The following is a 25894-nucleotide window of genomic DNA, read 5'->3' on the forward strand; positions in this document are numbered from 1 at the left end:
CGACCATGACGACGCTGGAACGTCCTCTGCCCCTCCATGTCGTGGTGTCCGCGCTGATCCTGTGCTGCGTGGGCGGCTTCGCCATGGGCCTGACCAACGCCATGAAGATCGACCGCGGCGGAGTGGACACCTCCAGCCAGCCGCTGGCGGAGACCTCCGGCGTGCCGGTCAAGGACGCCGCCCCCGCCCTCGCCTACGAACCGCCGCCGGTCGAGAAGCCCAAGCCCAAGGCCGTCGAGGTCGAGACCGTCGAGCAGGAAGCGCCGATCGCCGTCCCTGTCGTCGAGGCCCCGCCTCCGGCGCCCACACCCGCCGCCGCTCCGGCCGCGACCAAGCCGACCGAACCGCCGCCGCCGCGTTCGATCGAGGACCTGTACTAAACCCATCTCCGTTTCCCCGGCGAAAAGCCGGGGAAACGGGTTGTGGGCGGACCTCCTGTTTCCCTAAGCCCCCCGAACGGGTTAAGGCAGGACATGGCCAAAATTCGCCCGCCCAAGACTTTTAAGCCCAAGCCCGCCGCCGGCCTGCCTGATCGCGAGACGCTGCTGGCGTTCCTGCGCGACGCCGGCGAGACCGGGAAGGCCGACATCGCTCGCCACTTCGGGCTGAAGGGCGGCGACCGCCGGGCCCTGCGCGAGATGATCCGCGAACTTGAAGCTCAGGGCGCCCTGGCCAAGCGGGGCCGCAAGGGCTTCGCCGAGGCCGGTTCCCTGCCGCCGGTGGGGGTGGCCGACGTGGTCGAGCGCGACGGCGACGGCGAGCTCTACGTCAAGCTGACAAAGTCCGACGACGACGTGCCGAACGTCCGCCTGGCCCCCTCCAAAGGCGAAGCCGCCGCCGGCGCGCCGGGTCTGGGCGATCGCCTGCTGGTCCGCTTCGAACGGCTGGAGACCGGGGAGTTCGAGGCCAAGCTGATCAAGAAACTGGGCCAGAGCGCCCACAAGATCCTCGGCGTCATCCGCAAGCACCGCAAGGAGATCCGCGTCGAGCCGGTCGACCGCAAGTCCAAGGAAGTCCTGGTCCTGGATCCCAGCGTCGCCCACGACCTGAAGGACGGCGACCTGGTGCTGGCCCAGGTCGGCACGCACGGCGGCCGCTACGGTCCCAAGCCCGGCAAGGTGCTGGAGGTGGTCGGCAGCGAGAACGACCCGCGCGCGGCCTCGCTGATCGCCATCCACAGCCACGGCATCCCGACCGGCTTCTCCGAGGCCGCCGAGGCCGAGGCCAAGACCGCCGTTGAGCCGACGCTGACGGGTCGCGAGGACCTGCGGCATCTGCCGTTCGTGACCATCGACCCCGTGGACGCCCGCGACCACGACGACGCTGTCTTCGCCCACCTCGACGAAGACGCGACCAATGTCGGCGGCTGGGTGGTCTGGGTGGCCATCGCCGACGTCGCCGCCTATGTCCGCCCCGGCTCGGCCCTGGACCGCGACGCCCGCGAGAAGGGCAACAGCGTCTACTTCCCCGACCGGGTCGAGCCGATGCTGCCCGAGACGCTTTCGAATGGCCTGTGCAGCCTGCGTGAAGCCGAGAACCGCGCCACGCTCGCGGTCCGGATGGTGTTCGACAAGTCCGGCCGCAAGAAGGGCCACAAGTTCGTGCGCGGCCTGATGCGCTCGGCCGCCAAGCTCAGCTACGAGCAGGCGCAAGGCGCCATCGACGGCCAGCCGGACGACAAGAGCGGGCCGCTGCTGGAGCCGATCCTGCAACCCCTGTGGGAAGCCTATCGGACGATGAAGATCGGCCGCGACGCCCGCTCGCCCCTGGCCATCGAGAGCGACGAGCGCCGGATCATCATCCGCGACGGCGAGATCACCTCGATCACCAAGCGCGCCAGCCTGGAAGCCCACAAGCTGATCGAGGAGATGATGGTGCAGGCCAATGTCTGCGCCGCCGAGAGCCTGGAGGCCAAGCGCTCGCCCCTGATCTATCGGGTGCACGACACCCCTAGCCTGGAGAAGGTGCAGAACCTCGCCGACTTCCTGCAGACCCTGGAGATCCGCTGGACCAAGGGCGAGGCCCCGCAGACCTCGCGGTTCAACAAGCTGCTGGAAGAAACCCGCGAGAGCCCCAACGCGGCGATCATCAACGAGGTGGTCCTGCGCACCCAGATGCAGGCTCACTACAGCGCCGACAACATCGGCCACTTTGGCCTGAACCTGGCCAAGTACGCCCACTTCACCAGCCCGATCCGGCGTTATGCCGACCTGATCGTCCACCGGGGCCTGATCCGGGCGCTTGGGCTGGGCGACGACGGCCTCACGGACCAGGACATCGCCCAGATCAAGGACACGGCGGAGGTCATCACCCATGCCGAGCGCCGGGCCATGGCCGCCGAACGCGACGCCACCGACCGCTACATCGCCGCCTTCCTGGCCGACCGGGTGGGCGCCACCTTCGAGGGCCGCATCACCGGCGTCACCCGCTTTGGCCTGTTCATCAAGCTGGCCGACACCGGCGCCGACGGCCTGGTCCCGGTCTCGACCCTGGGCGCGGAGTTCTTCGTCCACGACGACAAGATGCACGCCCTGGTCGGCGAGCGGACCGGCAAGCGCTGGCCGCTGGGCATGGGCGTCGAGGTGAAGCTGGTCGAGGCCACGCCGGTGACCGGGGGCCTGCTGTTCGAGATGCTCAGCGAGCCGCTGGCGCCCGATCCGAAGGCTCCGCGTCCTAGGCTGGGGGCCAGGCGTCAGGCGGCGGTGAAGCCGCGTGGCGGCTTGCCGAAAGGCGTCCGGCGCGGGAAGCGGCGCTAGTTCGCCGTGATCGCCGCTTCCAGCCTATCCGCCATCATCTTCTGATCCGCGACCGACGGATGCCAGTGGCACGCGCCACGGTCCATGTCGGTGATCCGGACCGCCCTCGCGCCGGTCCGGTCCGCGACCTCGGCGACATCCTCCGCGAAGGTGTCGCCGGCGATCAGGAAGACCCGCGCGCCGGGCCGGCTGGCCTTCAGCCCCTGGACGAAGGTCACGTAGGTCTCGCGATAGTCCTTCCGCAACGCCGCCTCGTCGGCCCAGGCCTCGCCAGCGCGCAGGGGCGTGGAGAAGTCGTTTGTGCCAAGGCCGATGACCACCACGTCCGGCTTCCAGGCGTCGTTCGCCACGCGCGGCTCGGCTAGGCCCGGGATCACGCGCGGGAACAGGAACGGCAGCGGCTCGCCGGCCGCCATGCCGTTGTAGTTGCGCACCACGCCCCGGCCTGAGAAGGCCTCGATGCGGTAGTCGGCGTCCAACCTGCCCGCCAGGATCGGTCCGAAGGCCAGGCTGGTGTCGGTCAGGTCGTGGACTTGGCTCTCGGTGCAGTCGCGGCTGGTCGAGCGCACCCCGTAGCCGACCGTGTGAGAGTCGCCGATGAACTCGATCCGGCGCGGGCGCATGGGCGCCGGCAGCGCCCTGCCGTTCTCGACGAAGAATCCCCCGAACCGCGCCAAGCCGGTCTGGCTCTCGGTCAGCTTATCCAGGCGCACGACATGGTCGCCAGGACCCAGACGATCCAGCTTCAGCCGCATATCGCCGGTCTTGGTCAGCTCGGCCTTGCGCACGCCGTCGATGCTGACGGCCAGGTGCTCGGCCTTGGTGTCGACCGCTATCTCGACCTCGGCCCCTGTGAAGCGCCCCTCGAAATAGACGCCCGGCCAGCCGAAATCGTAGCCCCCTTCCGGTTCCGGCGCGACGCGGCCGCCGATGTTCAGCGGCAAGGCGGTCTGGGTGATGGCGGCGGCGAGAAGCAGAGCAAGCATGCCCTCTTCTCATGCGGGATGCGCGCCGCGTCAAACCCAGCTATGCCACGGACATGCGCGCCGAAATCGAACCGTTCCACGCCATCGCCATCAGCCGCCTGGCTCACCAGCTGAAAACCGAAGGCGCTTCGATCATCCACATGGAGTTCGGCCAGCCCTCGACCGGCGCGCCCAGCAAGGCGATCGAGACCGCCCACCAGATCCTCGACGCCGAGGCCATGGGCTATTGGGAAAGCCCGCTGCTGCGCGAGCGGATCGCCCAGCGCTACCAGACCCTCTACGGCGTCACGGTCGAGCCCGAGCGGATCGTGCTGACCTGTGGGGCTTCGCCGGCCCTCGTGCTGGCGCTGTCCAGCGTGTTCACGCCCGGCGACCGCATCGCCCTGGCCCGCCCCGGCTATGTCGCCTACCGCAACAGCCTCAAGGCCCTGCACCTCGAACCCGTCGAGATCGCCTGCGGGCCGGAAGATCGCTTCCAGCTGACCGCCAAGCACCTGGCCGAGCTCGACCCCGCCCCGGCCGGCGTCATCGTCGCCAGTCCCGCCAACCCGACCGGCACGATTATCGCGCCCGAGGAACTGGAGGCCATCGCCCAAGTCTGCCGGGAACGCGGCATCCGCATCATCAGCGACGAGATCTATCACGGCCTCAGCTACACCGGCCGCACGCCCTCGATGCTGGAGTTCGCGCCGGACGCCCTGATCGTCAACAGCTTCAGCAAGTATTTCAGCATGGCCGGCTGGCGGCTGGGCTGGCTGCTGACGCCCAAGGGCGAGGACCTGGAGCGGGCCCGGGCCTATGTCGGCAACCTGTTCCTGACCGCCCCGTCGCTGTCCCAGCACGCGGGCCTGGCGGCCATGGACTGCATCGACGAGTTGGAAGCCCACATCGACGTCTACCGCGCCAACCGCCAACTGATGCTGGACGCCCTGCCGGCCCTGGGCCTGCGCAAAATCGCCCCGCCGGACGGCGCCTTCTACATCTGGGCCGACATCGGCCACCTGACCGACGACTCGCTGGGCTTCTGCCAGCGGCTGCTGCGCGACACTGGCGTGGCGACCGCGCCGGGCGTCGATTTCGATCCCGTAGAGGGCAAGCACTTCATCCGCTTCAGCTTCGCGGTCTCGAAGGCCGAGGTCGAAGAAGCCCTGCGCCGCATCACGCCGTGGTTCGCGGCGCGGCGCGGCTAGTAGGCCGCTACTTCTTCTCCAGATAGTCCAGCGCCATGAAGACCTCGGCCTTCACGCCGGTCTCGAACACCGCTTCGTCCACGTCGAAGAACGGCGAGTGGTTGGCCGGAGCCGTCGCCGCCGGCATGTCGGCCTTGCGCCCGCCCAGCTGCACGAACACCCCCGGGACCTTCTCGGCGTACATCGAGAAATCCTCGGCCCCCGTCACCAGCGCCGCCTTGTCGTCGACCTTGCCGGGCGAGGCCTTTTCCAGGCTGGCCTTGACCCAGGCCGACAGCGGCGGGTCGTTATAGGTCACTGGATAGGGCTGGCTGAACACCGCCTCGGCCTTGGCGCCGTAACGGTCGCCGATGGCGGTCACCGCCTTCTGGACCCTGGCGACCAGGTCGTCGTGGCGGGCGGTGGAGAAGGTCCGCATGGTCCCCTCCATCTTCAGGTCCTCGGGAATGATGTTCTGACGCATGCCCATGTTGATCACGGCGATGGTCACCACGGACGGCGAGGCGCCGACATCGACCTGGCGGGCGGCGATCTGGTTCATGGCCTGGATGATGTCGGCGGCCACGCTGGCCATGTCGACGCCCGCCCAGGGCCGCGCGCCGTGGGTCTGCTTGCCCTTCACCGTGATCGTCAGCCGGTCGGACGAGGCGTAGAAGCCCTCGGGGCGGTAGTTCAGCTGATGCGCGTCGCCAGGGCCGATATGGACACCAAAGATCGCGTCGACCTTGGGCTGGTCCAGCGCCCCGTCGCGGATCATCAGCTTGGCGCCGCCCTCCTCGCCGGCCTGCGGGCCTTCCTCGGCGGGCTGGAAGATCAGGACGACCGTGCCCTTGATGTCCTTCTTCATGCTGGCCAACACCGTGGCGGTCCCCAGCAACATGGCCACGTGGGTGTCGTGACCGCAGGCGTGCATGACGGGCACGGTGCGCCCCTCCCAGGTCGCGGTGACCTTGGAGGCGAACGGCAGACCGGTCTTCTCCTCGACCGGCAGGGCGTCCATGTCGGCGCGCAGGGCCACCACCTTGCCGGGCTTGCCGCCCTTCAGCACGCCCACCACGCCGGTCTTGCCGACGGTCTCGCGGACCTCGAAGCCCAGGGCCTTCAGTTCCTTGGCGATCAGGGCGGCGGTGCGGACCTCCTGATTGCCCAGTTCGGGATGCTCATGGATGTCGCGTCGCCAGGCGATGACCTTGGGCTGGACGGCCTTTACCGCCGCGGCGACCTGGGCCTGCGAGGGCGCGGCCAGGACCGGCGCGCCGAGAGCCAGGCCGGCGACCAGCGCCAGCGTCGAAATCCGTCCGATCATGATGAGCCCCTCAAAGATACGCCTGACGTTACGTCGGTCTTTCCAGGCGGCGCAATCGGTCTAACCTCGCGCCCATGAGCCTGCCGCCGATCGACGCGAAATTCGACACGATCAACGACGGCGCCGTGCGCGAGACCGGCGCGGCGCTGAAACCCAAGCACGCGGCCACGGTGATCATCGTCCGCACCGACGGCCCGCGACCGCGCCTGCTGATGGGGCGGCGCAACGGCGGCCACGCCTTCATGCCCGACAAGTGGGTGTTCCCCGGCGGCCGGGTCGACCGCACAGATTACGACGCCCCCAGCGCCACCGAACTCTCTCCCGACATCGCCGCGCGCCTCGAGCAGGATCCGCGCCATCCCAAGCCCACGCGCCTGGCCCGCGCGCTGGCCCTGGCGGCCGTGCGCGAGACCTTCGAGGAGACGGGCCTGCTTCTGGCCAAGCAAGCCCCCGAGCGCCCCGGCGCGGGGCCCTGGCGGCCATTCCTGGCCCAGGGCGCCCTGCCCGACCTGGCGCCGCTGTCCTTCGTGGCCCGGGCCATCACCCCGCCCTATCGCCCGCGCCGCTTCGACGCCCGCTTCTTCATGGCCCCGGCCGAGGCCCTTCTGTCCCTGGATCGCCGCCCCGACTGCGGCGAGCTGGACGAGATCGCCTGGGTCGATTTCCAGGAGGCCATGGCGCTGGATTTGCCCAACATCACCCGCTTCGTCCTTCACGAAGTCGGACAAAGGCTTGCCGAGACTGGACGCCCGGCTCCCTTCATGCGCTTCCTGAATGGCAAACGGCATCTCACCCATTTGTAGGTGAGCTTCCGGGGGGAAGCACATGCTCGCCACACTGATCGCCCTGGCCCTGGTCGCCACGCCGGCCGCGCCATCCGACATCGACAAGCTGGCCTTCATCGGCGGCTGCTGGACCCTGACCCGGCCCAACGGCGCCAAGATCGAGGAACAGTGGCTGGCGCCCGCCGGCGGGGCGATGATCGGCATGAGTCGCACGGTCCGCGACGGCAAGCTGCGCGAGTACGAGTTCATGCGCATCCTGCCCGCGCCCGACGGCAAGCTGCAGTACGTGGCGATTCCCTCGGGCCAGGCCGAGTCGGCCTTCCCGGTGAAGGACATCGGCGAGAACACCGTGACCTTCGAGAACCCGCAGCACGACTTCCCCCAGCGGATCCTGTACCGGCTGGTCGACAAGGACACCCTGGTGGCCCGGATCGAGGGCTCCGTCGGAGGCCAGGCCCGGTCGGCGGACTTTCCTTACCAGCGGTGCCCAACAGGAACGAACTCGAGCAATTGACTTTAAGCTGCCGATGAGTATGTTCCGCGCCTCTTATTTCCAACGCGCGGGAACCTGCGCGACCACCGCAGGGATTCGACCATGGCCAAACCGGCTTCCATCAAGATCCGCCTGAACTCGACGGCGGACACCGGCTTCTTCTACGTCACCAAGAAGAACGCCCGCACCAAGACCGAAAAGATGGTGCTGAAGAAGTACGATCCGGTCATCCGCAAGCACGTCGAATTCCGCGAAGGCAAGATCAAGTAAGATCGCTTCACGCGCTACGACACGAAGACGCCCGGCTAGCGATAGCCGGGCGTTTTTGATTCCATCCTCCCCCGCTTGGTGGAGAACCTACCGCCCGACCCACAGCCAGCGGAAGAACGCGAAGCTCCCCCACAGCACCGTGATGATCAGCAGCACGGGTCCGACGCAGACGGCGACGAACGCGGCCAGCATCGCGGCCGTCGACAGTCCGCCCGACAGGTGATCGCTGGCCTGCGCGCCCAGCACGAACAGCACCACGCAGGTCATAAGGCCCAAGACCAGCCATCCGCCCGGAAACGGATGCTTTCTCGCCCGAACTCTCGCTCTCATCGCCACGCCCTCCCGCATAGGATGCATACGGAGGATGTGCGACAGGAATGTTCGAGGTCCTAAAAAACCGCCTTAACTCACGTTAGCCAAGATAAGGCGCCGCCTGGACGATCAGGCCGCGGCGGTCAGCGCCCGCTTGGCCAGCAGCGTTTCGGCCACGGCGTAGGTACGCTGGTTGTCGACGTCGATGGCGTGGGCGCCGTCGGCCAGGACCACCGGCTCGACCTTGAGTCGGAATCGGCGGCCAAGCCGATTGAGCGCCCCGCGCAGCGACAGCCGGCCCATCAGCAGCAAAGCCAGATTGATGGGACCCAGAGCCATGATCATTCGCATCGGCTTCTTGGCGAACTGCCCGCCGCTGCGGAAACTCTCGGCCGCCGACGTCGCGGCCGGTCCAGCGAAGGCGTAGAGATTGCAGTTCGAATAGGCGTCGTCCCGGAACTTGTAGAACCGCCTCTGGCCCTCCGGATGAGCCGCCAGCACCGACGCTTGCGTGGCCATGGCCAGGGAGACGTCCGCGCCGCCTTCCAGCGCCGCCAGGACCTGCGTCACCGCGCCTGGCGTCAGCAGGACGTTGTCGGCCGTGGTCACCAGGATGGGCATGTCGCCCACGCCCTCGACGGCGGCATAGACGCTGTCGGCGAGGTTATTGGCGGCCGGGACGTAGTCGATCTGCGGTTCGCCGCCATGCGGCAGGGCCGCGTCGATCAACGGCGCGGTGGCGGGCTCGACGACGATGCGCAGGCGGGTGAGGCCCGGCGTCGCGGCCAGGGCGTCGACCACATGGCGCACCAGCGGCGCGCCCTCTATCGGCACGAGGTTCTTGTTCACGACCCCGGCCGACTCGGCCAGCGGATCGACACGGCCGGGCCGTTGCCCCGCGAGAATGACGCCTACAAACGAGGGATTGGCGAACGGTTTAGGCGGCGACGACATCGAGCGCTTTCCGCAGCAGGCCCTGGCGGTCCAGGCTTTCGGCCAGGATGGTCTCGATCAGCTGCGCATGGCTCCAGCCCATCTGCTGGGCGGCCATCGAGATCGTCTTCTTGGACCACAGATTGCAGTTCAGATTGACCTCCAGGAACTGGACCTGGCCGGTGGCGACGTCGAGACGGAACTCGAAGCGGCCGTAGTCGAACGGCATGAACTCACGCATCATCACCCGCGCCCGCTCCTCGGCGACGCGGCGCAGGACGCCCTCCTCCAGCGGCCGGATCTCATAGGCCTGGCCCGAGGTCAGGTTGCGCTTCTCCTGGTAGGTGCGCAGCTGGGCGGGATTGATCTGCTCGACGATCTGGGTCGGCAGGACGAAGGGCTCGCCATCGAGCGTGATGGCCGAGACCTCGATGTCGTGACCCTGGATGAACGGTTCGACGATCACGTCGTGGCCTTCGTCCTGCAGACGCTCGACCGCCTCGCGCACGCCGTTCCAGTCGAAGGCGTCGCCGACACCCCAGCTGGCCGACGAGGCGTTGGGCTTGATCACGAAGTGGTCGCCCGGCGGCAGCCGCGTCTCGTCCAGCGGCGCGCCGCGGCGATAGATGGCCCACGGCGCGGTCGACACGCCGCGCGCGACGGCGGCGCGCTTGGTCAGGTGCTTGTCGTCCGACAGGCCGCGCAGGATCGGGGTCGCGCCCAGATACGGCAAACCCAGGCGATTGCAGAGCAGAGGAACCAGCATCTCCGAGTTCAGGAAACCGGCCCGGTTCAGCAGGGGAAAGACAAAGTCGACGTTCGGTCGCTCGAACAGCACCTGGTACTCGTCGGCGACCACCAGATTGACGCCGATATCCTCCAGGGTTTCGCGCATCTCGCAGTGATAGACCGCGTGCGTGCCATCCTCGGGATGCAGCTCGCCTCGCCCCTTGGCGTGCTTGGCGATCAGCATGATGCGTAGAGCGCGCTTGGCCTCGAGCGGAAGGCTTCGCGGCCCCTTGAGACCGGTTTGGGCGTAGCGGGTCATCGGTTGCCTCCCCAGGCCCGGCGACCAATGGGCCCCTTACCCACGGGTCGCTCCGGATGACGAGGTTCCAAGCCTAAGCGCCCCTCGTGACGGGCTCGCTAAGGTTTGATGGCAAGATGATAAGCCAACAGCGCGCCGTAGCGGCCGCCGCCCAGGCCTTGGCGCGCGGCGCGCTGGGGCATCAGCACGCCCGGCTTGCCGTTGCCCTCGATCAGCACCGGGCCGTCGGGCGTCAGGGCCACGTCCCAGCCGATCAGCGTATAGTCGGCGAAGGCCTCGGCGTGGGCGCGGCGGACCAGGCCCTTAGCGGCCGGCCAGTCGGGCAGCCGCCGACCGATGATCGTCGCCCCGGTGACCGGATGCACCGCGTGGTCGCCGCCGCCATAACCCTTGCAGGCCAGCCCCAGCGTCCCGATCGGCAGGTCGACGGCCGCGATCAGCCCGCCGGCCTTCATGTTGTCGACCCGCGCCCCGGTCACCGAGGCGAAGCGGAAGGTGGCGCTGACGACCTCGGGCGCGCCGACCTCGTCGATCATGGTCACGATCCGCACCGTCGGCAGCGCGTCCAGCGCCAGGCCCAGCAGCGCCGGGTGGGTCGAGACGCGGTCCTGGACCACAAAGACGCCTCGGCCGCGCGGCAGGCGGGACGCCAGATCGGCCGCGTCCTTGACCCGCTCCAGGATGGCGACGCCGTCGCCGCCCTCGCCGTCCGCCGGCTTCAGCACCAGGTCGCGACCACCGGGCTCGGCCTTTGGGTCCAGGCGGCCGTCGCGGACGATGGCCACGGTTCGGGGCGTGGGCAGGCCGGCGGCGTCACAGCGGGCCTGGAAGCGGGCCTTGTCGGCCAGAGCGCAGCGCGAGGTCCAGCCCAGTGGGTTGATGCGCTTGTTCAGCGCCGCGTCCTCGTAGCGGCGGATATAATCGTCCAGCTGCGCCGCCTCGGTGATGCGGAACAACGCAAGGTCGTTGGGATCGGCGAAGCGGGCGCGGGCGATCTGGACGGTCCGGCTCCGCCAAGCGTCATCCAGGCCAAACTTCTTCTGCACCTTGGCGGCGCGCCACGGGATCCAGGCCTTGAACGCCAGGCCCACCATCGCGTCCAGCGTCGCGCGCAGCGGCCCGCGCCGGGTCTGACGGCGGGCGTAGTGCGGCTCGAGGCAGCGCGCCGACACCGGCGCCGTGACGCCCGGATAGATCCCGTACGCCTTCTTCAGGAAGTAGAAGCGATCGTAGCCCATGCCGTCCCCCGGAGGGGAGCAAGACTAGCGACCGCTTGTAACGGTTTTAGCAAGCTTGACCATAGGCCAGCGGGCGGCAGACGCCGTCGATATCGGTGGGCGGCTTGACGCCCGTGACCGCGGCGATCGTCGGGGCGATGTCGACCGTGTCCAACGGCAGGACGCGCTCGTGCGGGGTCGCGCCCTTCCACCAGAACAGGATCGGCACACGGCGGTCGTAGTCCCAGGGGCTGCCGTGCGTCGAGATGTAGGTCGCCCCCGCCGTGGCCGGCACGCGGTTGGGCTTGAAGGCGATCAGGATGTCACCCACCCGGCCCGGATAGACGCTGCGGCGCACGCGCTCGGCCACGGACAGCTCCTCGATCGCGGCGTCGGCGGGCGCGGGCTCCATCGTCAGGATGACGTTGGAATCGAACGCGTCGGCCACCGCCGGGTCGCGCTTGATCAGCGCCACGGCGGCGGCGGTAATGCGGGCGCGGTCGGTGACGGAGGGCGTCTTGCGATCGGCCCCCACGACATAGATCTGGTCGATGCCGCCGTCAGCCACCAGCGGATCCCACGACAGATCGAGGTCCGCGCGGATCCGGGCGTTCAGCTTGGCCACCCACGGCTTGCCGATCACGCGCTCGCTATCATAACCCTCGTCATGCAGCCGCTCGACGAAGTCGGCGCCGCCGTGGTCGGCGGCCAGGGCGACCAGCACCCCGCCCTTCACCTTGTCCAGGCTCTTCAGGAAGGCGCCCAGGCCAGCGTCCAGGCGAGCCATCTGGTCGCACATCTCCGGACCGCGCGTGCCGTAACGGTGGCCGATGAAGTCGGTGGCCGACAGGCTGATCGTCAGCACGTCGACCTGCGGGCCATCGCCAAGTCCGTAGGTCTCGCGCAGGCTCCGAGCCAGATCCAGGGTCGCGGCGTCGGTATAGGGGCTGGCGTAGAGGTCGCGCTGCTTGTCGGCTTCACTGGTCGCCGCCGCGATCGGCAGGGCCGCGCGCCACTTGCGGCCGCCGGTCTCGTAGTCGGCCTCCAGAGCCTTGCAGCGCTTGGCCGAGTCCTTGGCGTAGTCCCATGTGAAAGAATGCTTCTTGAGGTCCGCCGCCAGCTTGGCGTTGAGGGCGGCGACGGGCTTGAGGCGTTCTTCCGCCGTCTGGCCTGGGCGGACATAGGTCGTGAAGCCGAAGCCCGGCTGGTACCAGAACTGGCCGTCCGCGTGGTGGCCCGACATGGTGATCGCCCCGCGGTCCTTGCCCGAGACGCCGAACACGCGGCTCTTGGGCGAGACCTCCTTCAGCCAGTCGCCATAGGTGGAGGCGATCATGTTGGCGGGACTGACCGCCCTGCCCTTCGGATCATCGGCCAGGGTCACGCTGGGATCGGCCAGACAGTAGACGGTCTTTCCGGTCTCGCGATCGTACCAGTCGTTGGCGCTGATGCCGGTCTTGTTGGGATGCTTGCCCGTCAGCAGGGTCGAGTGGCCCGGGCACGTCTCGGTGAAGGCGTGCGACTGGTAGCCGTTCGGATAGACGATGCCGTGGCTCAGCGTCGCCAAGCCGCCGGTGAACTCACCACGATGCTGGGCGTAGAGATTGGCGCTGAACTGGTCGATCGAGATGACCACGACCAGCTTGGGATCGGGCTTGGTCTGGGCGTGCGCGGCGAAGCCCACGGAGACGGCGGCGGCCAGGACGCCGCGGGTAAGCATCTTCTTCATCCGAAGCGATTTCGCCCGAACGGATCGTCCGCGCAAGAACGGAACGGTTTCAGGTCGGAAATGTATTAGCGGCGCCGTCGTATCAGGCGAGCCGCGATCAGGCGGCCTTGCCGACCACGGCGTTCCGCCCCGAGGCCTTGGCCTGGTAGACGCCTTCGTCGGCGCGCTTCAGCAGGGCCTCGGGCGTGTCGCCCTCGCCCAGCGTGGCCGAGACGCCGACCGAGATGGTCACGGTCAGCAGTTCCTGGCCCTGAGCCACCTTGAACGGCGAGCCGGCGACGTTGTTGCGGATCCGCTCGGCGATGCGCAGGGCGTCGGCCAGGGCGGTGTCGGGCATCACCACCACGAACTCCTCGCCGCCGAAGCGGCACGGCAGGTCGATGGCCCGGACGTTCGAGGCCAGGCGCAGGGCGAACTCGCGCAGCACTTCGTCGCCGATGTCGTGGCCGAAGGTGTCGTTGATCTTCTTGAAGAAATCGATGTCGATCAGCAGGGCGGAGACCGGCTCGCCGCCCATGGCCGCGCGCTTGACCAGCGAGTCCAGCTGGCCGGTCATGTAGCGGCGATTGTGCAGGCCGGTGAGCTGGTCGGTGACGGCCAGCTCCAGACTGTGATCGAGATTGTTGCGCAGATAGTCGGTGTAGCGCTTGCGCTGGATCTGCGTCTTGACTCGAGCCGACAGCTCCTGCGGGTCGACGGGACGCGACAGGATGTCGTTCACGCCGATCTCCAGCGCCTTGACCATCCGCCCCCGATCATCGGGATCGACCATGGCCAGGACCGGCAACTGGCGGGTGCGCTCTTCGGACCGCAGCGAGGCGGTGAAGCGCAGGCCGTCGAAGCCCTTGGCCGAGGCGTTGACGATGACCAGGTCGACGGGACCGCCGGCGCTGACCTTGGCTTTCTCGGGATCGCTCTCAATGACCGGACGGTGCTCGACGCCCAGCTCGGCGGCGATGCGCGCGGCCTGGCGCTCGTTGTCGTCGACAATCAGGATCCGGCCGCCCAGCCCGTCAAGGCGGGCGGCGGCGCCCGCGATCACGCCGATGCGACGGCCCGAGGCCTCGCGCTGGCGCAGTTCGTCGATGACCAGCTTGAAGCGGGTCAGGCTGCGCACGCGGGCGAACAGCATGACGTCGTCGATCGGCTTGGTCAGAAAGTCCGAGGCGCCCGACTCCAGGCCCTGGATACGATCGCCGCGCCCGTCGAGGGCCGTGATCAGCACCACCGGGATGTGACGGGTCGTGGGGTCTTCCTTGAGCTTGCGGCAGACGGTGAAGCCGTCCATGCCGGGCATCATGACGTCCAGCAGGATGATGTCGGGCAGGTCCTTGGCGGCCATGGCCAGGGCCGACGGCCCGTCCATGGCGGTCGAGACCTCGTAATACTCAGCCGTCAGCTTGGCCTCGAGCAGGCGGACATTGGCCTCGATGTCATCGACGACGAGGATCCGCGCGCTCATGCGACCGGGACCTTGTCCAGCAGGCGCTTGATCGTTTCCAGGAAGTGGACCACCGAGATCGGCTTGGAGATGTAGGCCTCGCAGCCGCCTTCGCGGATACGCTCCTCATCGCCCTTCATGGCGAACGCCGTCACGGCCACCACGGGGATGTGGGCCAGGTCGTCGTCTTCCTTGAGCCACTTGGTGACTTCCAGGCCCGAGATCTCCGGCAGCTGGATGTCCATCAGAATCAGATCGGGCTTGTTGTCACGCGCAATGGACAACGCCGACAGACCCTCGCGGGTCTGCAGGGTCTCGTAACCCTGGGCTTCGAGCAGATCATGAAAGAGCTTCATGTTCAGCTCGTTATCCTCCACGATGAGGACCTTCTTCGTCATCCTTACCCCGACCATACGGTCACGTGGCGACGCCTAGGGATTCGCGCCGTCTTCCAGTTCCTGATGGCACGAATATCCTTAAGCCCGCGCTAATCGCGTTAAGACCCAACGATCCGAGATCATGGAACAGCGTTACTCCGACCTCCAGGCCTGCGCCATTTCCCCCGCCGCGCCGCTGGTCATCGTCGATGTCGACGAGGTGCTGGCCCAGTTCATGCGCGGCTTCGGCGCCTTTGTGGAGCGCTTTGGCTTCGAGCTGCGGGTCGACCGTTTCGCCCTGTTCCAGAACCTGTATCGGCCTGGAGAGACGGAACACCTCGATCTGATCGCGGGCAAGGCCCTGTTCGACGATTTCTTCCGCGACGGGGCCGACGACCTGCCGCCGGCGATCGGCGCGGCCGACGCCCTGGCCGACCTGTCGACGCGCGCGGAGGTCGTCATTCTGACCAATGCGCCCGAGCACGGTCGGCTGGCGCGGATCAAGTGGTTGAAAACCCACGGCTTCGATTATTCCCTGATCATCAACAGCGGTCCCAAGGGACCGCCGGCCGCCGAACTCTCCGGTCGTACCTCAGGCCCCGCCGTCTTCATCGACGACCTTTTGCCGCAGCTCGAATCGGTGGCGGAGAAAGCCCCGCGTGTCGGCCGGTTCCAGATGGTCAGCGACGAGCGCCTGCGCCCCTTCGCCCCTTCCGCCCCCGATCGTCACGCGCGCATAGACGAATGGCCCGCCCTGAAGGCGGCGATCGAGGAGCGTCTGTTCAAATGATCCGCTTCGGCATCGATTTCGGCGGCACCAAGATCGAGGCCGCCGCCCTGGACGCGAAGGGCCAGTTCGTCGCCCGCGTCCGCAAGCCAAATCCGGGGAACTACCAAGACGCGCTGGACGCCGTGGCCGAGCTGGTCAAGGACGCCGAGGCCATGGCCGGCGTGACCTGCGCCCGGCTGGGCATGGGCATCCCCGGCTCGATCTCGCCGCGTTCGGGCCTGATCCGCAACGCTAACAGCACCTATCTGAACGGCCAGCCCTTCGGCGAGGACCTTACTCAGCGACTGGCCCGGCCGGTGCGCCTGGCCAACGACGCCAACTGCCTGGCCCTCTCGGAAGCCGCAGACGGCGCGGGCGCGGGCCAGCGCGTGGTCTTCGCGGTCATCATCGGCACCGGCTGCGGCGGCGGGGTCGTGGTCGATGGCCGGATCATCGAGGGCCACAACGGCTTCGGCGGCGAATGGGGGCACATGCCCCTCCCCTGGCCCAAGCCGGAGGAATATCCCGGCCCCGCCTGCTGGTGCGGCCGCAAGGGCTGCATGGAGACGTGGGTCGCCGGCCCGGCGTTCTCGCGCGACGCGGGCTTCCCCACGGGCCAGGCGACCATGGACGCCATCCAATCCGGCGACGCCTCGGCCGCCCAGGCCCTGGACCGCTATGTCGATCGCCTGGCCCGAGGCCTGGCCGCGATCTGCGACGTCATCGACCCGGACGTCATCGTTCTGGGCGGCGGCATGTCGAATGTCGACGCCCTCTATGACCGCCTGCCCGCCGCCATCGCCCCGCACGTCTTTTCCGATGTGTTCGAGACGCCGGTGAAGAAGGCCGTCCACGGCGACAGCTCCGGCGTGCGCGGCGCCGTGTGGTTGTGGCCGCCGGAGGCTTAAGGACCACTCCATGAAGTCCCTGTGCCGCGACTGCGGGTGGACGGGCGAGGCGAAGGCCCCGCGCTGCCCGTCCTGCCACTCGCCACGCACCCTCTTCCACGAGGAGCTGGGGACCCTCTCGATCGCCCACCTGGACTGCGACGCCTTCTACGCCTCGGTCGAGAAGCGGGATGATCCGTCCTTGCGCGACAAGCCGGTGATCGTCGGCGGCGGCAAGCGCGGGGTGGTGACCACCGCCTGTTACATCGCCCGCATGAGCGGCCCGCGCTCGGCCATGCCGATGTTCAAGGCGCTGAAGCTGTGCCCCGACGCCGTGGTCATTAAGCCGAACTTCGCCAAGTACAAGGAAGAGAGCCGGCGCATCCACGAGAAGCTGGACAAGCTGACGCCGCTGATCCAGCCGCTGTCCTTGGACGAGGCCTGGATCGACCTGACCGGCACCGAGCGCCTGCATGGCGCGACGCCCGCCCAGATGCTGGCGCGGCTGCAGGCCGAGATCGAGCGCGACATCGGCCTGACCGTCTCGATCGGCCTGGCCCCCAACAAGTTCCTGGCCAAGATCGCGTCCGAATTGGACAAGCCGCGCGGCTTCTCGGCCATCGGCGCGGCCGAGGCCCAGGGCTTCCTGGCCGACAAGCCGGTCGGCATCCTGCCCGGCGTGGGCCCGGCCACCGTCGCGTCCCTGGCCGAGATCGGATTGAAGACGGTGGGCGACATCGCCGCGGCGGACCTGAAACTGCTGGCTAATCGCCTGGGCTCGGGCGGCCTGCGCCTGCATCGCCTGGCCCATGGTCAAGACAGCCGCATGGTCGATCCGGATCAATCACGCAAGACAATCAGCGCCGAAACCACCTTCAACGACGACCTGCACAAGCGCGAGGCACTGGAGGACGAACTCTGGCCGCTGTGCGAGAAGGTCGCCAAGCAGGCGCGCAAGGAGGGCGTCGCCGGTCGGGTGGCGACGCTGAAGCTGCGCACCCCCGACTTCAAGATCCATACCCGCCGGCGGACCCTGGCGGTGCCGACCCAGACGGCTCGGACCCTGTTCCAGGTGGCGCGCGAACTGCTGGCGGCGGAGAAACCGGGCCATTCCTACCGCCTGATCGGCGCGGGCCTGACCGAGTTTGTCGACGCCGAGACCGCCGGCTCCGACATGTTCGCCGACGACGAGCGCCGCACCCTGAAGAACGAGACCACCATCGACGCCCTGCGCGGCAAGTTCGGGGCCGCCGCCGTCGTCAGCGGGCGAGCTCTAAAAGGCCGTTAGGCGAGTCGCGACGCTCCCCCTCTTGCGCGACGCATCGTCGCTAACCATTTGGACCTCTCCCCCCGAACAGATCGATCGCGATCGATCTGTTCATCCTCTAAAATCAGAGCATGGCGGGCGCCGAAACCGCTCACACTTTCGGCTGCCATGCTCTGGAACCGTTCGTTGGCGGTCTTCGCTCTCCCAAATGTGAAGCCGAATTCCTGGGCGTCCCTGTGCTAAAGCGGCGCAGGCGCGTGTCAGGCTCTTCCAATGCCGCCGCGTTTCCATATCTAATTCAGGCAGGCGGGTGATTTGCTCGCCAGGAGAGAACAAGTCGATGGCCGAGCGGAAGCAAGGCGGACAAAGCAACGGCGCTGGGTCGTCGGTCGTCACGGAAGTGAAGCCGAAGACACAGAAGCCCTCGCTTTATCGAGTTCTGATTCTCAACGACGACTACACTCCCATGGAGTTCGTGGTCTACGTTCTCGAACGGTTCTTCAACAAGTCGCGTGAAGACGCTACTCGCATCATGCTGCACGTCCACCAGAACGGCGTCGGCGTCTGCGGTGTCTACACATACGAAGTCGCAGAAACCAAGGTCGCCCAAGTCATAGACTCGGCGCGACGCCATCAGCACCCTCTACAGTGCACCATGGAAAAGGACTGAGGAGCCTCCCCGTTGCCCTCTTTTTCGCGCCCCCTGGAAGAGTCCCTGCATCGCGCCGTCGCGTACGCCAACCAGCGTAAGCACGAGTACGCCACGCTGGAGCATCTTCTGCTTTCCCTCACCGATGACGAGGACGCCGCCGGCGTTATGCGGGCGTGCGACGTGGATCTCGCCGCGCTGAAGAAGAGCCTCTCGAACTATCTCGATGTCGAGCTGTCCTCGCTGGTCGTGGACGACGACGAGGACGCCAAGCCGACCGCCGGCTTCCAGCGCGTGATCCAGCGCGCGGTGATCCACGTCCAGTCGTCCGGCCGTGAAGAAGTGACCGGCGCGAACGTGCTGGTCGCCATCTTCTCCGAACGCGAGAGCCATGCCGCCTACTTCCTGCAAGAGCAGGACATGACGCGGTACGACGCGGTCAACTTCATCGCCCACGGCATCGCCAAAAAGGCCGGAGCCTCGGAAGCCAAGAGCGTCAAGGGCGCCAGCGCCGGCTCGAACGCCGCCGAGGAAGACGGCGAGAAGCCCAACACCAAGACGGGCGGCGAGGCTCTCGAAGCCTACTGCGTCGACCTCAACGAAAAGGCCCGCCAGGGCAAGGTCGACCCGCTGATCGGCCGCGCGAACGAAGTGGAACGCGCGATCCAGATCCTGTGCCGTCGCACCAAGAACAACCCGCTGCTCGTGGGTGATCCCGGCGTCGGCAAGACCGCCATCGCCGAGGGCCTGGCCCGCAAGATCGTCACGCACCAGGTCCCCGAGGTCCTGGAAGGCGCCACCATCTACTCGCTCGACATGGGCGCGCTGCTGGCCGGCACCCGCTATCGCGGCGACTTCGAGGAACGCGTCAAGCAGGTGGTCAAGGAACTCGAGAACCATCCGAACGCGGTGCTGTTCATCGACGAGATCCACACCGTGATCGGCGCCGGCGCGACCAGCGGCGGGGCGATGGACGCCAGCAATCTGCTGAAGCCCGCGCTCGCCTCCGGCTCGCTGCGCTGCATGGGTTCGACCACCTACAAGGAGTTCCGTCAGCACTTCGAGAAGGATCGGGCCTTGGTCCGTCGCTTCCAGAAGATCGACGTGAACGAACCGACGGTGGAAGACACCATCAAGATCCTCAAGGGCCTGAAGACCTACTACGAGGACTTCCACAAGCTGAAGTACACCGCCGAGGCCCTGAAGGTCGCGGTGGAGCTGTCGGCCAAGTACATCACCGACCGCAAGCTGCCGGACAAGGCGATCGACGTGATCGACGAAGCCGGCGCTGGCCAGATGCTGCTGCCGGAAAGCCGTCGCAAGAAGGTCCTGGGCGTCAAGGAGATCGAGGCCGTCGTGGCCAAGATCGCCCGCATCCCGCCGAAGTCCGTCTCCAAGTCGGACACCGAGGCCCTGAAGGAACTGGAAGCGGACCTGAAGCGCGCCGTGTTCGGTCAGGACGAGGCCCTGCTGCAACTGTCCTCGGCCATGAAGCTGGCTCGGGCCGGCCTTCGCGACGCGGACAAGCCGATCGGCTCGTTCCTGTTCAGCGGCCCGACCGGCGTCGGCAAGACCGAGGCCGCCAAGCAGCTGGCCCAGACGCTCGGCATCGAGATGATCCGCTTCGACATGTCGGAGTACATGGAGCGCCATACCGTGAGCCGCCTGATCGGCGCCCCTCCCGGCTATGTCGGCTATGACCAAGGCGGCCAGCTGACCGACGCCGTCGACCAGCACCCGCACGCGGTCGTGCTGCTCGACGAGATCGAAAAGGCCCACCAGGACGTCTACAACATCCTGCTGCAGGTCATGGATCACGGCGTGCTGACCGACAGCAACGGCAAGAAGGTCGACTTCAGGAACGTTATCCTGATCATGACCACCAATGCCGGCGCGTCGGACGCCCAGCGCCAGTCGATCGGTTTCGGCCGCGACAAGGTGGTCGGCGAGGAAGAGGCCGCCCTCAAGCGCCTGTTCACGCCGGAATTCCGCAACCGTCTCGACGCGGTGGTGGCCTTCAAGCCGCTGACGGCCGACATCATCCGCCAGGTCGTGCAGAAGTTCGTCATGCAGATGGAGGCCCAGCTGGCCGACCGGAACGTGACAATCTCGCTGACCGACGACGCGGCCGACTGGCTGGCCAAGAACGGCTTCGACGAACTCTACGGCGCCCGCCCTCTGGGTCGCGTCATCCAGGAGCACATCAAGAAGCCCCTGGCCGACGACATCCTGTTCGGACGCCTGGTGCGCGGCGGCCACGTCACCGTGGTGCTGGAAAACGGCAAGATCGCCTTCGAGATCGAAGGCACGCCGGATCCGAAGGCCAGCAAGACCGACGAAGCCGAACCGGAAATGGCTGGCTAGGGCTTAGCGCCAGACTTAAGCGAAGGGCCCGGAGCGATCCGGGCCCTTTTCGTTTCGGTCGCGTGAAAATTGCGGACATAACGAGAACAAACGATTAGCGTGTGTTCATGACCGCGATTGGCTTCGACACGCTCAGCGCCTCCAAACGGCTTCGAGAAGCCGGGATGGATCAGCCCATGGCCGAAGCGATTGTCGAACTGGTGCAGCAAACGACTATGCTTCCTGACATCAGCGGCTTGGCCACCAGAACCGACCTCGGCGCACTATCATCCGACCTCGGTGACTTGTCCTCCAAGGTCGAACTCTGCGCGACCAAGGCTGAGCTCAAAAGCGAGATCGCCCTGGTGCGGGCCGACATGGCCCTTATGGAAAGCCGTCTCCGCGCCGATCTCAGCGAGAAGATCCGCCTTCAGGGCTGGGCGATCCTGAGCGGCGTGGCCGTGCTGATGACCATCTCCACCGCGCTGATCAAGCTGACCCCCTAGCCGCCCCGCAGGTGCCGTTCGCCGGCGCGCTGCAGCAAACGTTCGGCGCGGTCGGCGTCCAGGCCTGCGGGATTGAAGACTTCCAGACCGACTTCCGACAGCAAGGTCTGATCCGCGACGCCCATGCGGTGCTGGCCCATGTTCCAGTCGCGGAATTTACGGCGCTCGGCCGGGCCATCGGCGAGAGCCAGCACGTCGGCGTGGCGCTTATCCCGGGCGATCCGCGTGAAGGTCTCCTCGACGGCGGTCGCGGGGCCTTCCAGCCATTGCAGGAACAGCCCCTCCCCCGCCAGCAGAAAGCCGGTGACGTCCACGAGGCGATTGTTCTGGATGGACGCGGCCACGATCGTCCGCATCACCTCGCCGAAGTCCCCTTCGCCGGTGAAGCGGCTGGCATAGATCAGGCGACGAAGGCCTTTGCGGCCCTCTTCGAATTCAGGCATGGCGTTTCCAGGTCGGCGCGATCGCCGGTACCGCTAACGCGCCAAACGTTAAAGAGCGCCGAGCGCGGACGAAGACCGTTCCCGATACGGGTTCGACTCCGCGCCGCTAAAGCGCCGCCGAGATCGTCGCCGCCAAGGCCTTCAACTCCTCGACATCGGCCATGCCGCCCTCGCCGTGACGGCCCAGGGCCGCGCCCTCGTAGCGGGGAATGACGTGGAAATGCAGGTGGAAGATCGTCTGGCCAGCCGGCGCGCCGTTGAACTGGGTGACGACCACGCCATCGGGCTTCAGGGCGGCGACCACCGCGCGGGTCAGCTTCTGGGTCGCGGCGATCAGTTCGGCTAGCGCCTCGGGCTCGACCTCCAGCAGGTTGCGGGCCTGGCTGACCTTGGAGATCACCAAGGCGTGGCCGCGCGACTGCGGGAAGACGTCCATGAAGGCCAGGACCTTTTCGTCCTCGAACACCTTCACGCTTGGGATCTCGCCGCGGATGATCTTGGCGAAGATGTTGTCGGCGTCGTAGCGTCCGTCGAGGCTCATGGTCGTCTCCTTCTGGAGGACGGTCGTAGCAAACGGGGGGACGCGCGCAACCATGGATAACAAGCCCCACGACTCTACGCCTCAGGGCCTGACCGAGCAGCAGCGGAAGTGGTTCGCCTCGGTGCGCGCCAACCTGGATCGCGAGACCGGCAAGACGCTGGAGCAATGGGTCGAGATCGTCCGCGTCGAGTGCCAGGAGACCAAGCCCAAGGCCCGCGCCGACTGGTTGAAAGCGACCTACGGCATCGGCCAGAACCGCGCCGCCACGATCTTCGGCGTAGCCTTCCCGTCGGAAATGGGCTGGGACGACGCCGACGGCTTACGCGCGGCGTTGTGGACCGACCCGGCCGCGACGGCGATCCTGGAGACGGTGGAGGCGGCCGTCGCCGATTTTCCGGGGCTGGTGACCGGCCAGCGCAAGGCGGTGACCGCCTGGTCCAACAAGGCGCAGTTCGCGGCCCTGAAGCCGGTCAAGGGCGGCAAGGCGATGCTGGGCCTGGCCGTGACGCCCGACGCCTCTTCCCGCCTTCTGGTGCCCAAGAACGAGGCGTGGTCCGAGCGCCTGAAGGCCAAGTTGCCGCTGGCCTCGCCCGCCGAGGTCGACGACGAGGTCAGGGCGCTGCTCAAGGCGGCCTGGGAGCGGTCATAGCTTCGCCCTAGGAACGCCCCTTCCCGCTCCCCGTTGGTCTCCGCGAAACAAGGAGATCCACATGTCCAAGGAAGCCGATCTGGCCGCCAAGTTCTGGAAGGCCCTGAAGTCCGACCGCACCGTGATGCTGGGCCTGCCCGATGTCGACGGCGGCCGCGCCCAGCCGATGACCGCCCTGATCGAGGGTGACCATTCCGGGCCGATCTGGATCTTCACCTCGTCGGAGACCGATCTCGTCCACTCGCTGGACAGCCAGGGTCGCGACGCCTTCATCCACTTCCAGGACAAGGGCCACCATCTGTTCGCGGCCGTCGACGGCCGCCTGCGGATCGACACCGACTACGAGACGATCGATCGCCTCTGGAACCCCTTCATCGCCGCCTGGTTCGAGGGCAAGGACGATCCCAAGCTGCGCCTGCTGCGCTTCGAGCCGGCCGACGCCCAGATCTGGCTGAACGAGAACAGCCTGTTCGCCGGCGTGAAGATGATGCTCGGGGCCGACCCGAAGAAGGAATACAAGGACAAGGTCGGCGAGGTGCGGCTGAACTAGTCGCGCTCGCCGCGAGGCGTATCCGGTGCGTGGCGGAAGGGCGAATACTCTTCCGTCAGCATCTCGATGTCGGCGTCCACCGCCTCGCGCTCGCGTTCGAGATAGCGGGCCACCGGCTCCCGCAAGGCCGGGTCGGCGATCCAGTGGGCGGAGTAGACCGCGCTAGGCAGGTAGCCACGGGCGATCTTGTGCTGGCCCTGCGCGCCGGCCTCGACGCGCGGCAGGCCCAGCCGGATCGCGTGCTCGATGGCCTGGTAGTAGCAGAGCTCGAAGTGCAGGAACGGCACATCCTCCGTGCAGCCCCAATGGCGACCGTACAGGCAGTCGCGGCCTAGCAGGTTCAATGCCCCGGCGATCCAGGGACCGCCCGGCCGGCGCGCCAGAATCAGCAGCACCTTGTCGGCCATCCGCGCCTGCAGCAGTGAGAAGAAGCGGCGGTTCAGATAGGGCCGGCCCCACTTGCGCGAGCCAGTGTCCAGGTAGAAGCCGAAGAACGCGTCCCAGTGCTCTTCGTTCAGCTCGTCGCCGGTCAGGGCGACGATCTCGAGTCCGTCCTGAGCGTCGCGGCGCTCGCGGCGGATGGTCTTGCGACGGTTGGCCGACAGGGCCGCCAGGAAGTCGTCGAAGGTCGCGTAGCCTCGGTTCTCCCAGTGGAACTGCTGATCCTGGCGCAGCAGCATGCCGCGCTCGCCCATCCAGGCCCACTCGTCCTCGACCGGAAAGGTCACGTGCAGCGACGAGGCGCCCATGCGGTCGCACAGGGTCAGGGCCCCGCCCAGCAGGGCGTTGCGGCCGTCATCGGGGTCGACGTCCGGCCGCACGATCAGCCGCGAGCCGGTCACCGGCGAGAACGGCGAGGAGCACTGGAGCTTGGGATAATACCGCCCGCCGGCCCGCTCATAGGCGTCGGCCCAGGCATGGTCGAAGACGTATTCGCCCTGGCTGTGAGACTTGAGATACAGCGGCATGACGCCGGCCACGACGTCGTTGTCGTCCAGGACCGACAGGTGTTGCGGCGCCCAGCCCGTTCGCGGGCCGACGCAGCCGCTTTCTTCCAGGATCGATAGGAAGTCGTAGCTGACAAAGGGGTCGCCGGTATGGGCGGCGCAGGCGTCCCACGCGTCCTTGCCGATCTCGGCGATGTCGCGATGGACGCGAACCGCCGACTGGACAGAACTCACGCCGTGAAGCCCTCGAAGATCAGGTTGTCGCAATGGTCGCGCACGCCTTCCCACTGGTCGGGCGACCGGACCGTCCAGGCGATCACGGGCATGCCCTTCGAGCGATATAGGTCGGCGCGCGGGCTGGGCAACATGTCCAGGCCCAGGGCCAGGAAATCGGGCCGGGCGATCTCGACCTGCTCCAGGGCCGCCAGCGACTTGCGCATTTCAGGGGCGAGTTTGCGGGCGCTGTCGTCGTTCCAGCCGTAGCTGTCCAGGCCGCGCAGGATCTGCGGGTGATGGTCGGCGAACCAGGCGTGCGAATAGGGGTTGAAGCCGATCACGGCGGTCGGGCCGTTGTGGTCGACCAGCACCTCGGTGACTCGTTTCTCCAGCGGCCCGACATCGCCGAAGGGCGTCTTCAGCTCGATGAAGACCATGGCGCGGTGACCGATCATGGTCAGCGTATCGGCCAAGGTGGGGATGGTCTCGTCCGTGCCCTTCAGGGCCATGGCCCCGAGCTCGGCGACGGTATGGTCGCGCAGGCGGCCTTCCTGGCCGGTCATCCGCTCGAGCCGCTCGTCATGGAAGACCACGGCCTCGCCGTCGGCGGTCAGCTGGACGTCCAGCTCAACGCCATAACCATGCGAGCACGCAGCCTGGAAGGCGGCCAGGGAGTTCTCCGGCGCGCCATCGGGGGTCCAGAGGCCGCGATGGGCGACCGGCGGATCGAACAGGCGCTCCCACGCCTCGCCGAAGACGTCGGTCGAGGGGCGTTCGCGCGAGCGCATCAGGCGATCTCCACCACCGCGTCGACCTCGACCGCGAAGCCGAGGGGCAGCTTGTAGACGCCCACCGCCGAGCGGGCGTGACGGCCGGCGTCGCCCAACGCCTCGACCATCAGGTCCGAGCAGCCGTTGATGACCTTGGGGATGTCGATGAAGTCGGGGCCGGCCTGGACGAAACCGCCCAGCTTCACGACGCGGACCACGCGGTCCAGGTCGCCGTCGCAGGCGGCCTTCATCTGGGCCAGCAGGTTGATCCCGCACAGGCGCGCCGCCTTCTGTGCGGTCTCCAGGTCGACGTCGACGCCGACCGTCCCCTTGACGCCGCCGTCGGGCGCGATCGAGATCTGGCCGGAAATGGTCACGAGATTGCCGGAACGGACGAAGGGCACGTAGTTGGCCACCGGCGCCACCGGCTGGGGCAACTCGATTCCGATCGCCTTCAGACGTTCCTCGACCTTCGACATGCACGCGCTCCCTTGAACTGGTGCGGCATGCTTAA

General features: G+C 67.4%; 28 protein-coding genes and 1 pseudogene. 15 read left to right on the plus strand and 14 right to left on the minus strand.

The genetic code is table 11. From position 1 onward, the window contains the following. The first annotated feature begins 5 nt into the window (after positions 1–5). Both ACW173_RS23225 and rnr read left to right on the plus strand, forming a co-directional pair. Positions 6–380 (plus strand): hypothetical protein, encoded by a 375-nt coding sequence (locus tag ACW173_RS23225; RefSeq protein WP_492082467.1) that lies wholly within the window; start codon positions 6–8, stop codon positions 378–380. A 93-nt stretch (positions 381–473) separates the two neighbouring features. Then, positions 474–2756: a ribonuclease R gene (gene rnr, locus ACW173_RS23230; protein ID WP_492082469.1), complete on the plus strand. Its 2283-nt coding sequence runs from the start codon at positions 474–476 to the stop codon at positions 2754–2756. On the opposite strand, the gene ACW173_RS23235 is transcribed toward rnr, so the two are convergent. Continuing rightward, on the minus strand, positions 2753–3742 hold the full coding sequence (locus ACW173_RS23235) for an SGNH/GDSL hydrolase family protein (RefSeq protein WP_492082471.1): 990 nt from the start codon (positions 3740–3742) through the stop codon (positions 2753–2755). The genes rnr and ACW173_RS23235 overlap by 4 nt on opposite strands. 53 nt (positions 3743–3795) lie before the next feature. Between ACW173_RS23235 and ACW173_RS23240 the strand changes: the two genes are divergently transcribed. Next, complete coding sequence (locus ACW173_RS23240) at positions 3796–4932, plus strand: pyridoxal phosphate-dependent aminotransferase (RefSeq protein WP_492082473.1); 1137 nt, start codon at positions 3796–3798, stop codon at positions 4930–4932. Positions 4933–4939: 7 nt separating this feature from the next. Here the strand turns inward: ACW173_RS23240 and ACW173_RS23245 are convergent, their stop codons facing one another. After that, on the minus strand, positions 4940–6238 hold the full coding sequence (locus tag ACW173_RS23245) for an amidohydrolase (protein WP_492082475.1): 1299 nt from the start codon (positions 6236–6238) through the stop codon (positions 4940–4942). A gap of 74 nt (positions 6239–6312) precedes the next feature. Between ACW173_RS23245 and ACW173_RS23250 the strand changes: the two genes are divergently transcribed. The 3 genes from ACW173_RS23250 to rpmG all read left to right on the plus strand — a co-directional run bounded on the left by ACW173_RS23250 (position 6313) and on the right by rpmG (position 7786). Continuing rightward, positions 6313–7041, plus strand: coding sequence for an NUDIX hydrolase (locus ACW173_RS23250; protein WP_492082477.1), 729 nt, complete (start codon positions 6313–6315; stop codon positions 7039–7041). Between the two features lie 22 nt (positions 7042–7063). Continuing rightward, positions 7064–7537, plus strand: coding sequence for a DUF6265 family protein (locus tag ACW173_RS23255; RefSeq protein WP_492082479.1), 474 nt, complete (start codon positions 7064–7066; stop codon positions 7535–7537). A gap of 81 nt (positions 7538–7618) precedes the next feature. After that, positions 7619–7786, plus strand: a complete 168-nt coding sequence (gene rpmG / locus ACW173_RS23260) for a 50S ribosomal protein L33 (protein WP_010920317.1) — start codon at positions 7619–7621, stop codon at positions 7784–7786. Between the two features lie 87 nt (positions 7787–7873). Here the strand turns inward: rpmG and ACW173_RS23265 are convergent, their stop codons facing one another. The 7 genes from ACW173_RS23265 to divK form a co-directional block, all read right to left on the minus strand. Beyond that, complete coding sequence (locus ACW173_RS23265; RefSeq protein WP_492082480.1) at positions 7874–8062, minus strand: hypothetical protein; 189 nt, start codon at positions 8060–8062, stop codon at positions 7874–7876. Positions 8063–8227: 165 nt separating this feature from the next. Next, positions 8228–9052 carry an NTP transferase domain-containing protein gene (locus ACW173_RS23270; RefSeq protein WP_492082481.1) on the minus strand — a complete coding sequence of 275 codons (825 nt, stop codon included), beginning with the start codon at positions 9050–9052 and terminating at the stop codon, positions 8228–8230. Then, positions 9036–10079: a D-alanine--D-alanine ligase family protein gene (locus ACW173_RS23275; protein WP_492082483.1), complete on the minus strand. Its 1044-nt coding sequence runs from the start codon at positions 10077–10079 to the stop codon at positions 9036–9038. The genes ACW173_RS23270 and ACW173_RS23275 overlap by 17 nt, the downstream gene beginning before the upstream one ends. Before the next feature lie 98 nt (positions 10080–10177). Then, positions 10178–11317, minus strand: a complete 1140-nt coding sequence (locus ACW173_RS23280; RefSeq protein ID WP_492082485.1) for a sugar-transfer associated ATP-grasp domain-containing protein — start codon at positions 11315–11317, stop codon at positions 10178–10180. Positions 11318–11363: 46 nt separating this feature from the next. Next, positions 11364–13016: an alkaline phosphatase PhoY gene (gene phoY, locus ACW173_RS23285; protein WP_492086047.1), complete on the minus strand. Its 1653-nt coding sequence runs from the start codon at positions 13014–13016 to the stop codon at positions 11364–11366. 106 nt (positions 13017–13122) lie between these two features. Further along, a complete protein-coding gene (locus ACW173_RS23290) occupies positions 13123–14487 on the minus strand; it encodes a PleD family two-component system response regulator (protein ID WP_492082486.1) in 1365 nt (454 codons plus the stop codon). Further along, the gene (gene divK / locus ACW173_RS23295; protein WP_492082488.1) at positions 14484–14864 is read right to left on the minus strand and encodes a cell-cycle response regulator DivK; all 381 of its coding nucleotides are present in this window, start codon (positions 14862–14864) and stop codon (positions 14484–14486) included. The genes ACW173_RS23290 and divK overlap by 4 nt, the downstream gene beginning before the upstream one ends. A gap of 121 nt (positions 14865–14985) precedes the next feature. On the opposite strand from divK, the gene ACW173_RS23300 reads away from it, so the two are divergent. The 7 genes and pseudogenes from ACW173_RS23300 to ACW173_RS23330 all read left to right on the plus strand — a co-directional run bounded on the left by ACW173_RS23300 (position 14986) and on the right by ACW173_RS23330 (position 21264). Beyond that, positions 14986–15633 carry a hypothetical protein gene (locus tag ACW173_RS23300; protein WP_492082490.1) on the plus strand — a complete coding sequence of 216 codons (648 nt, stop codon included), beginning with the start codon at positions 14986–14988 and terminating at the stop codon, positions 15631–15633. After that, the gene (locus ACW173_RS23305) at positions 15630–16520 is read left to right on the plus strand and encodes an ROK family protein (RefSeq protein ID WP_492082492.1); all 891 of its coding nucleotides are present in this window, start codon (positions 15630–15632) and stop codon (positions 16518–16520) included. Before ACW173_RS23300 ends, ACW173_RS23305 begins: the two co-directional genes overlap by 4 nt. A 10-nt stretch (positions 16521–16530) precedes the next feature. Beyond that, a complete protein-coding gene (locus tag ACW173_RS23310; RefSeq protein WP_492082493.1) occupies positions 16531–17787 on the plus strand; it encodes a DNA polymerase IV in 1257 nt (418 codons plus the stop codon). 152 nt (positions 17788–17939) lie between these two features. Further along, positions 17940–18080: pseudogene (locus ACW173_RS23315) on the plus strand (hypothetical protein); the annotation flags it as partial. Between the two features lie 26 nt (positions 18081–18106). Continuing rightward, positions 18107–18436 carry an ATP-dependent Clp protease adapter ClpS gene (gene clpS / locus ACW173_RS23320; protein ID WP_013079900.1) on the plus strand — a complete coding sequence of 110 codons (330 nt, stop codon included), beginning with the start codon at positions 18107–18109 and terminating at the stop codon, positions 18434–18436. 12 nt (positions 18437–18448) lie between these two features. Then, positions 18449–20779, plus strand: coding sequence for an ATP-dependent Clp protease ATP-binding subunit ClpA (gene clpA, locus ACW173_RS23325; protein WP_492082495.1), 2331 nt, complete (start codon positions 18449–18451; stop codon positions 20777–20779). Positions 20780–20886: 107 nt separating this feature from the next. Then, the gene (locus tag ACW173_RS23330; protein WP_492082496.1) at positions 20887–21264 is read left to right on the plus strand and encodes a hypothetical protein; all 378 of its coding nucleotides are present in this window, start codon (positions 20887–20889) and stop codon (positions 21262–21264) included. On the opposite strand, the gene ACW173_RS23335 is transcribed toward ACW173_RS23330, so the two are convergent. Then, positions 21261–21707: a BLUF domain-containing protein gene (locus ACW173_RS23335; protein WP_492082497.1), complete on the minus strand. Its 447-nt coding sequence runs from the start codon at positions 21705–21707 to the stop codon at positions 21261–21263. The genes ACW173_RS23330 and ACW173_RS23335 overlap by 4 nt on opposite strands. Before the next feature lie 106 nt (positions 21708–21813). Continuing rightward, the gene (locus ACW173_RS23340) at positions 21814–22248 is read right to left on the minus strand and encodes an HIT family protein (protein ID WP_492082498.1); all 435 of its coding nucleotides are present in this window, start codon (positions 22246–22248) and stop codon (positions 21814–21816) included. 52 nt (positions 22249–22300) lie between these two features. Between ACW173_RS23340 and ACW173_RS23345 the strand changes: the two genes are divergently transcribed. Both ACW173_RS23345 and ACW173_RS23350 read left to right on the plus strand, forming a co-directional pair. Next, entirely contained in the window at positions 22301–22897 is a 597-nt protein-coding gene (locus tag ACW173_RS23345) for a DUF4287 domain-containing protein (protein ID WP_492082500.1), read from the plus strand. 61 nt (positions 22898–22958) lie between these two features. Further along, positions 22959–23447: a pyridoxamine 5'-phosphate oxidase family protein gene (locus ACW173_RS23350; protein ID WP_492082501.1), complete on the plus strand. Its 489-nt coding sequence runs from the start codon at positions 22959–22961 to the stop codon at positions 23445–23447. On the opposite strand, the gene ACW173_RS23355 is transcribed toward ACW173_RS23350, so the two are convergent. The 3 genes from ACW173_RS23355 to ACW173_RS23365 are packed head-to-tail and all read right to left on the minus strand — an operon-like array spanning position 23444 to position 25859. After that, a complete protein-coding gene (locus ACW173_RS23355) occupies positions 23444–24661 on the minus strand; it encodes a GNAT family N-acetyltransferase (protein WP_492082503.1) in 1218 nt (405 codons plus the stop codon). The two genes, ACW173_RS23350 and ACW173_RS23355, sit on opposite strands and share 4 nt — an antisense overlap. Beyond that, complete coding sequence (locus tag ACW173_RS23360; RefSeq protein ID WP_492082504.1) at positions 24625–25398, minus strand: glycerophosphodiester phosphodiesterase; 774 nt, start codon at positions 25396–25398, stop codon at positions 24625–24627. Before ACW173_RS23360 ends, ACW173_RS23355 begins: the two co-directional genes overlap by 37 nt. Next, positions 25398–25859 (minus strand): RidA family protein, encoded by a 462-nt coding sequence (locus tag ACW173_RS23365; RefSeq protein WP_492082505.1) that lies wholly within the window; start codon positions 25857–25859, stop codon positions 25398–25400. Before ACW173_RS23365 ends, ACW173_RS23360 begins: the two co-directional genes overlap by 1 nt. Between the last annotated feature and the right edge of the window lie 35 nt (positions 25860–25894).

The organism is Caulobacter sp. ALps2 (assembly GCF_058681635.1).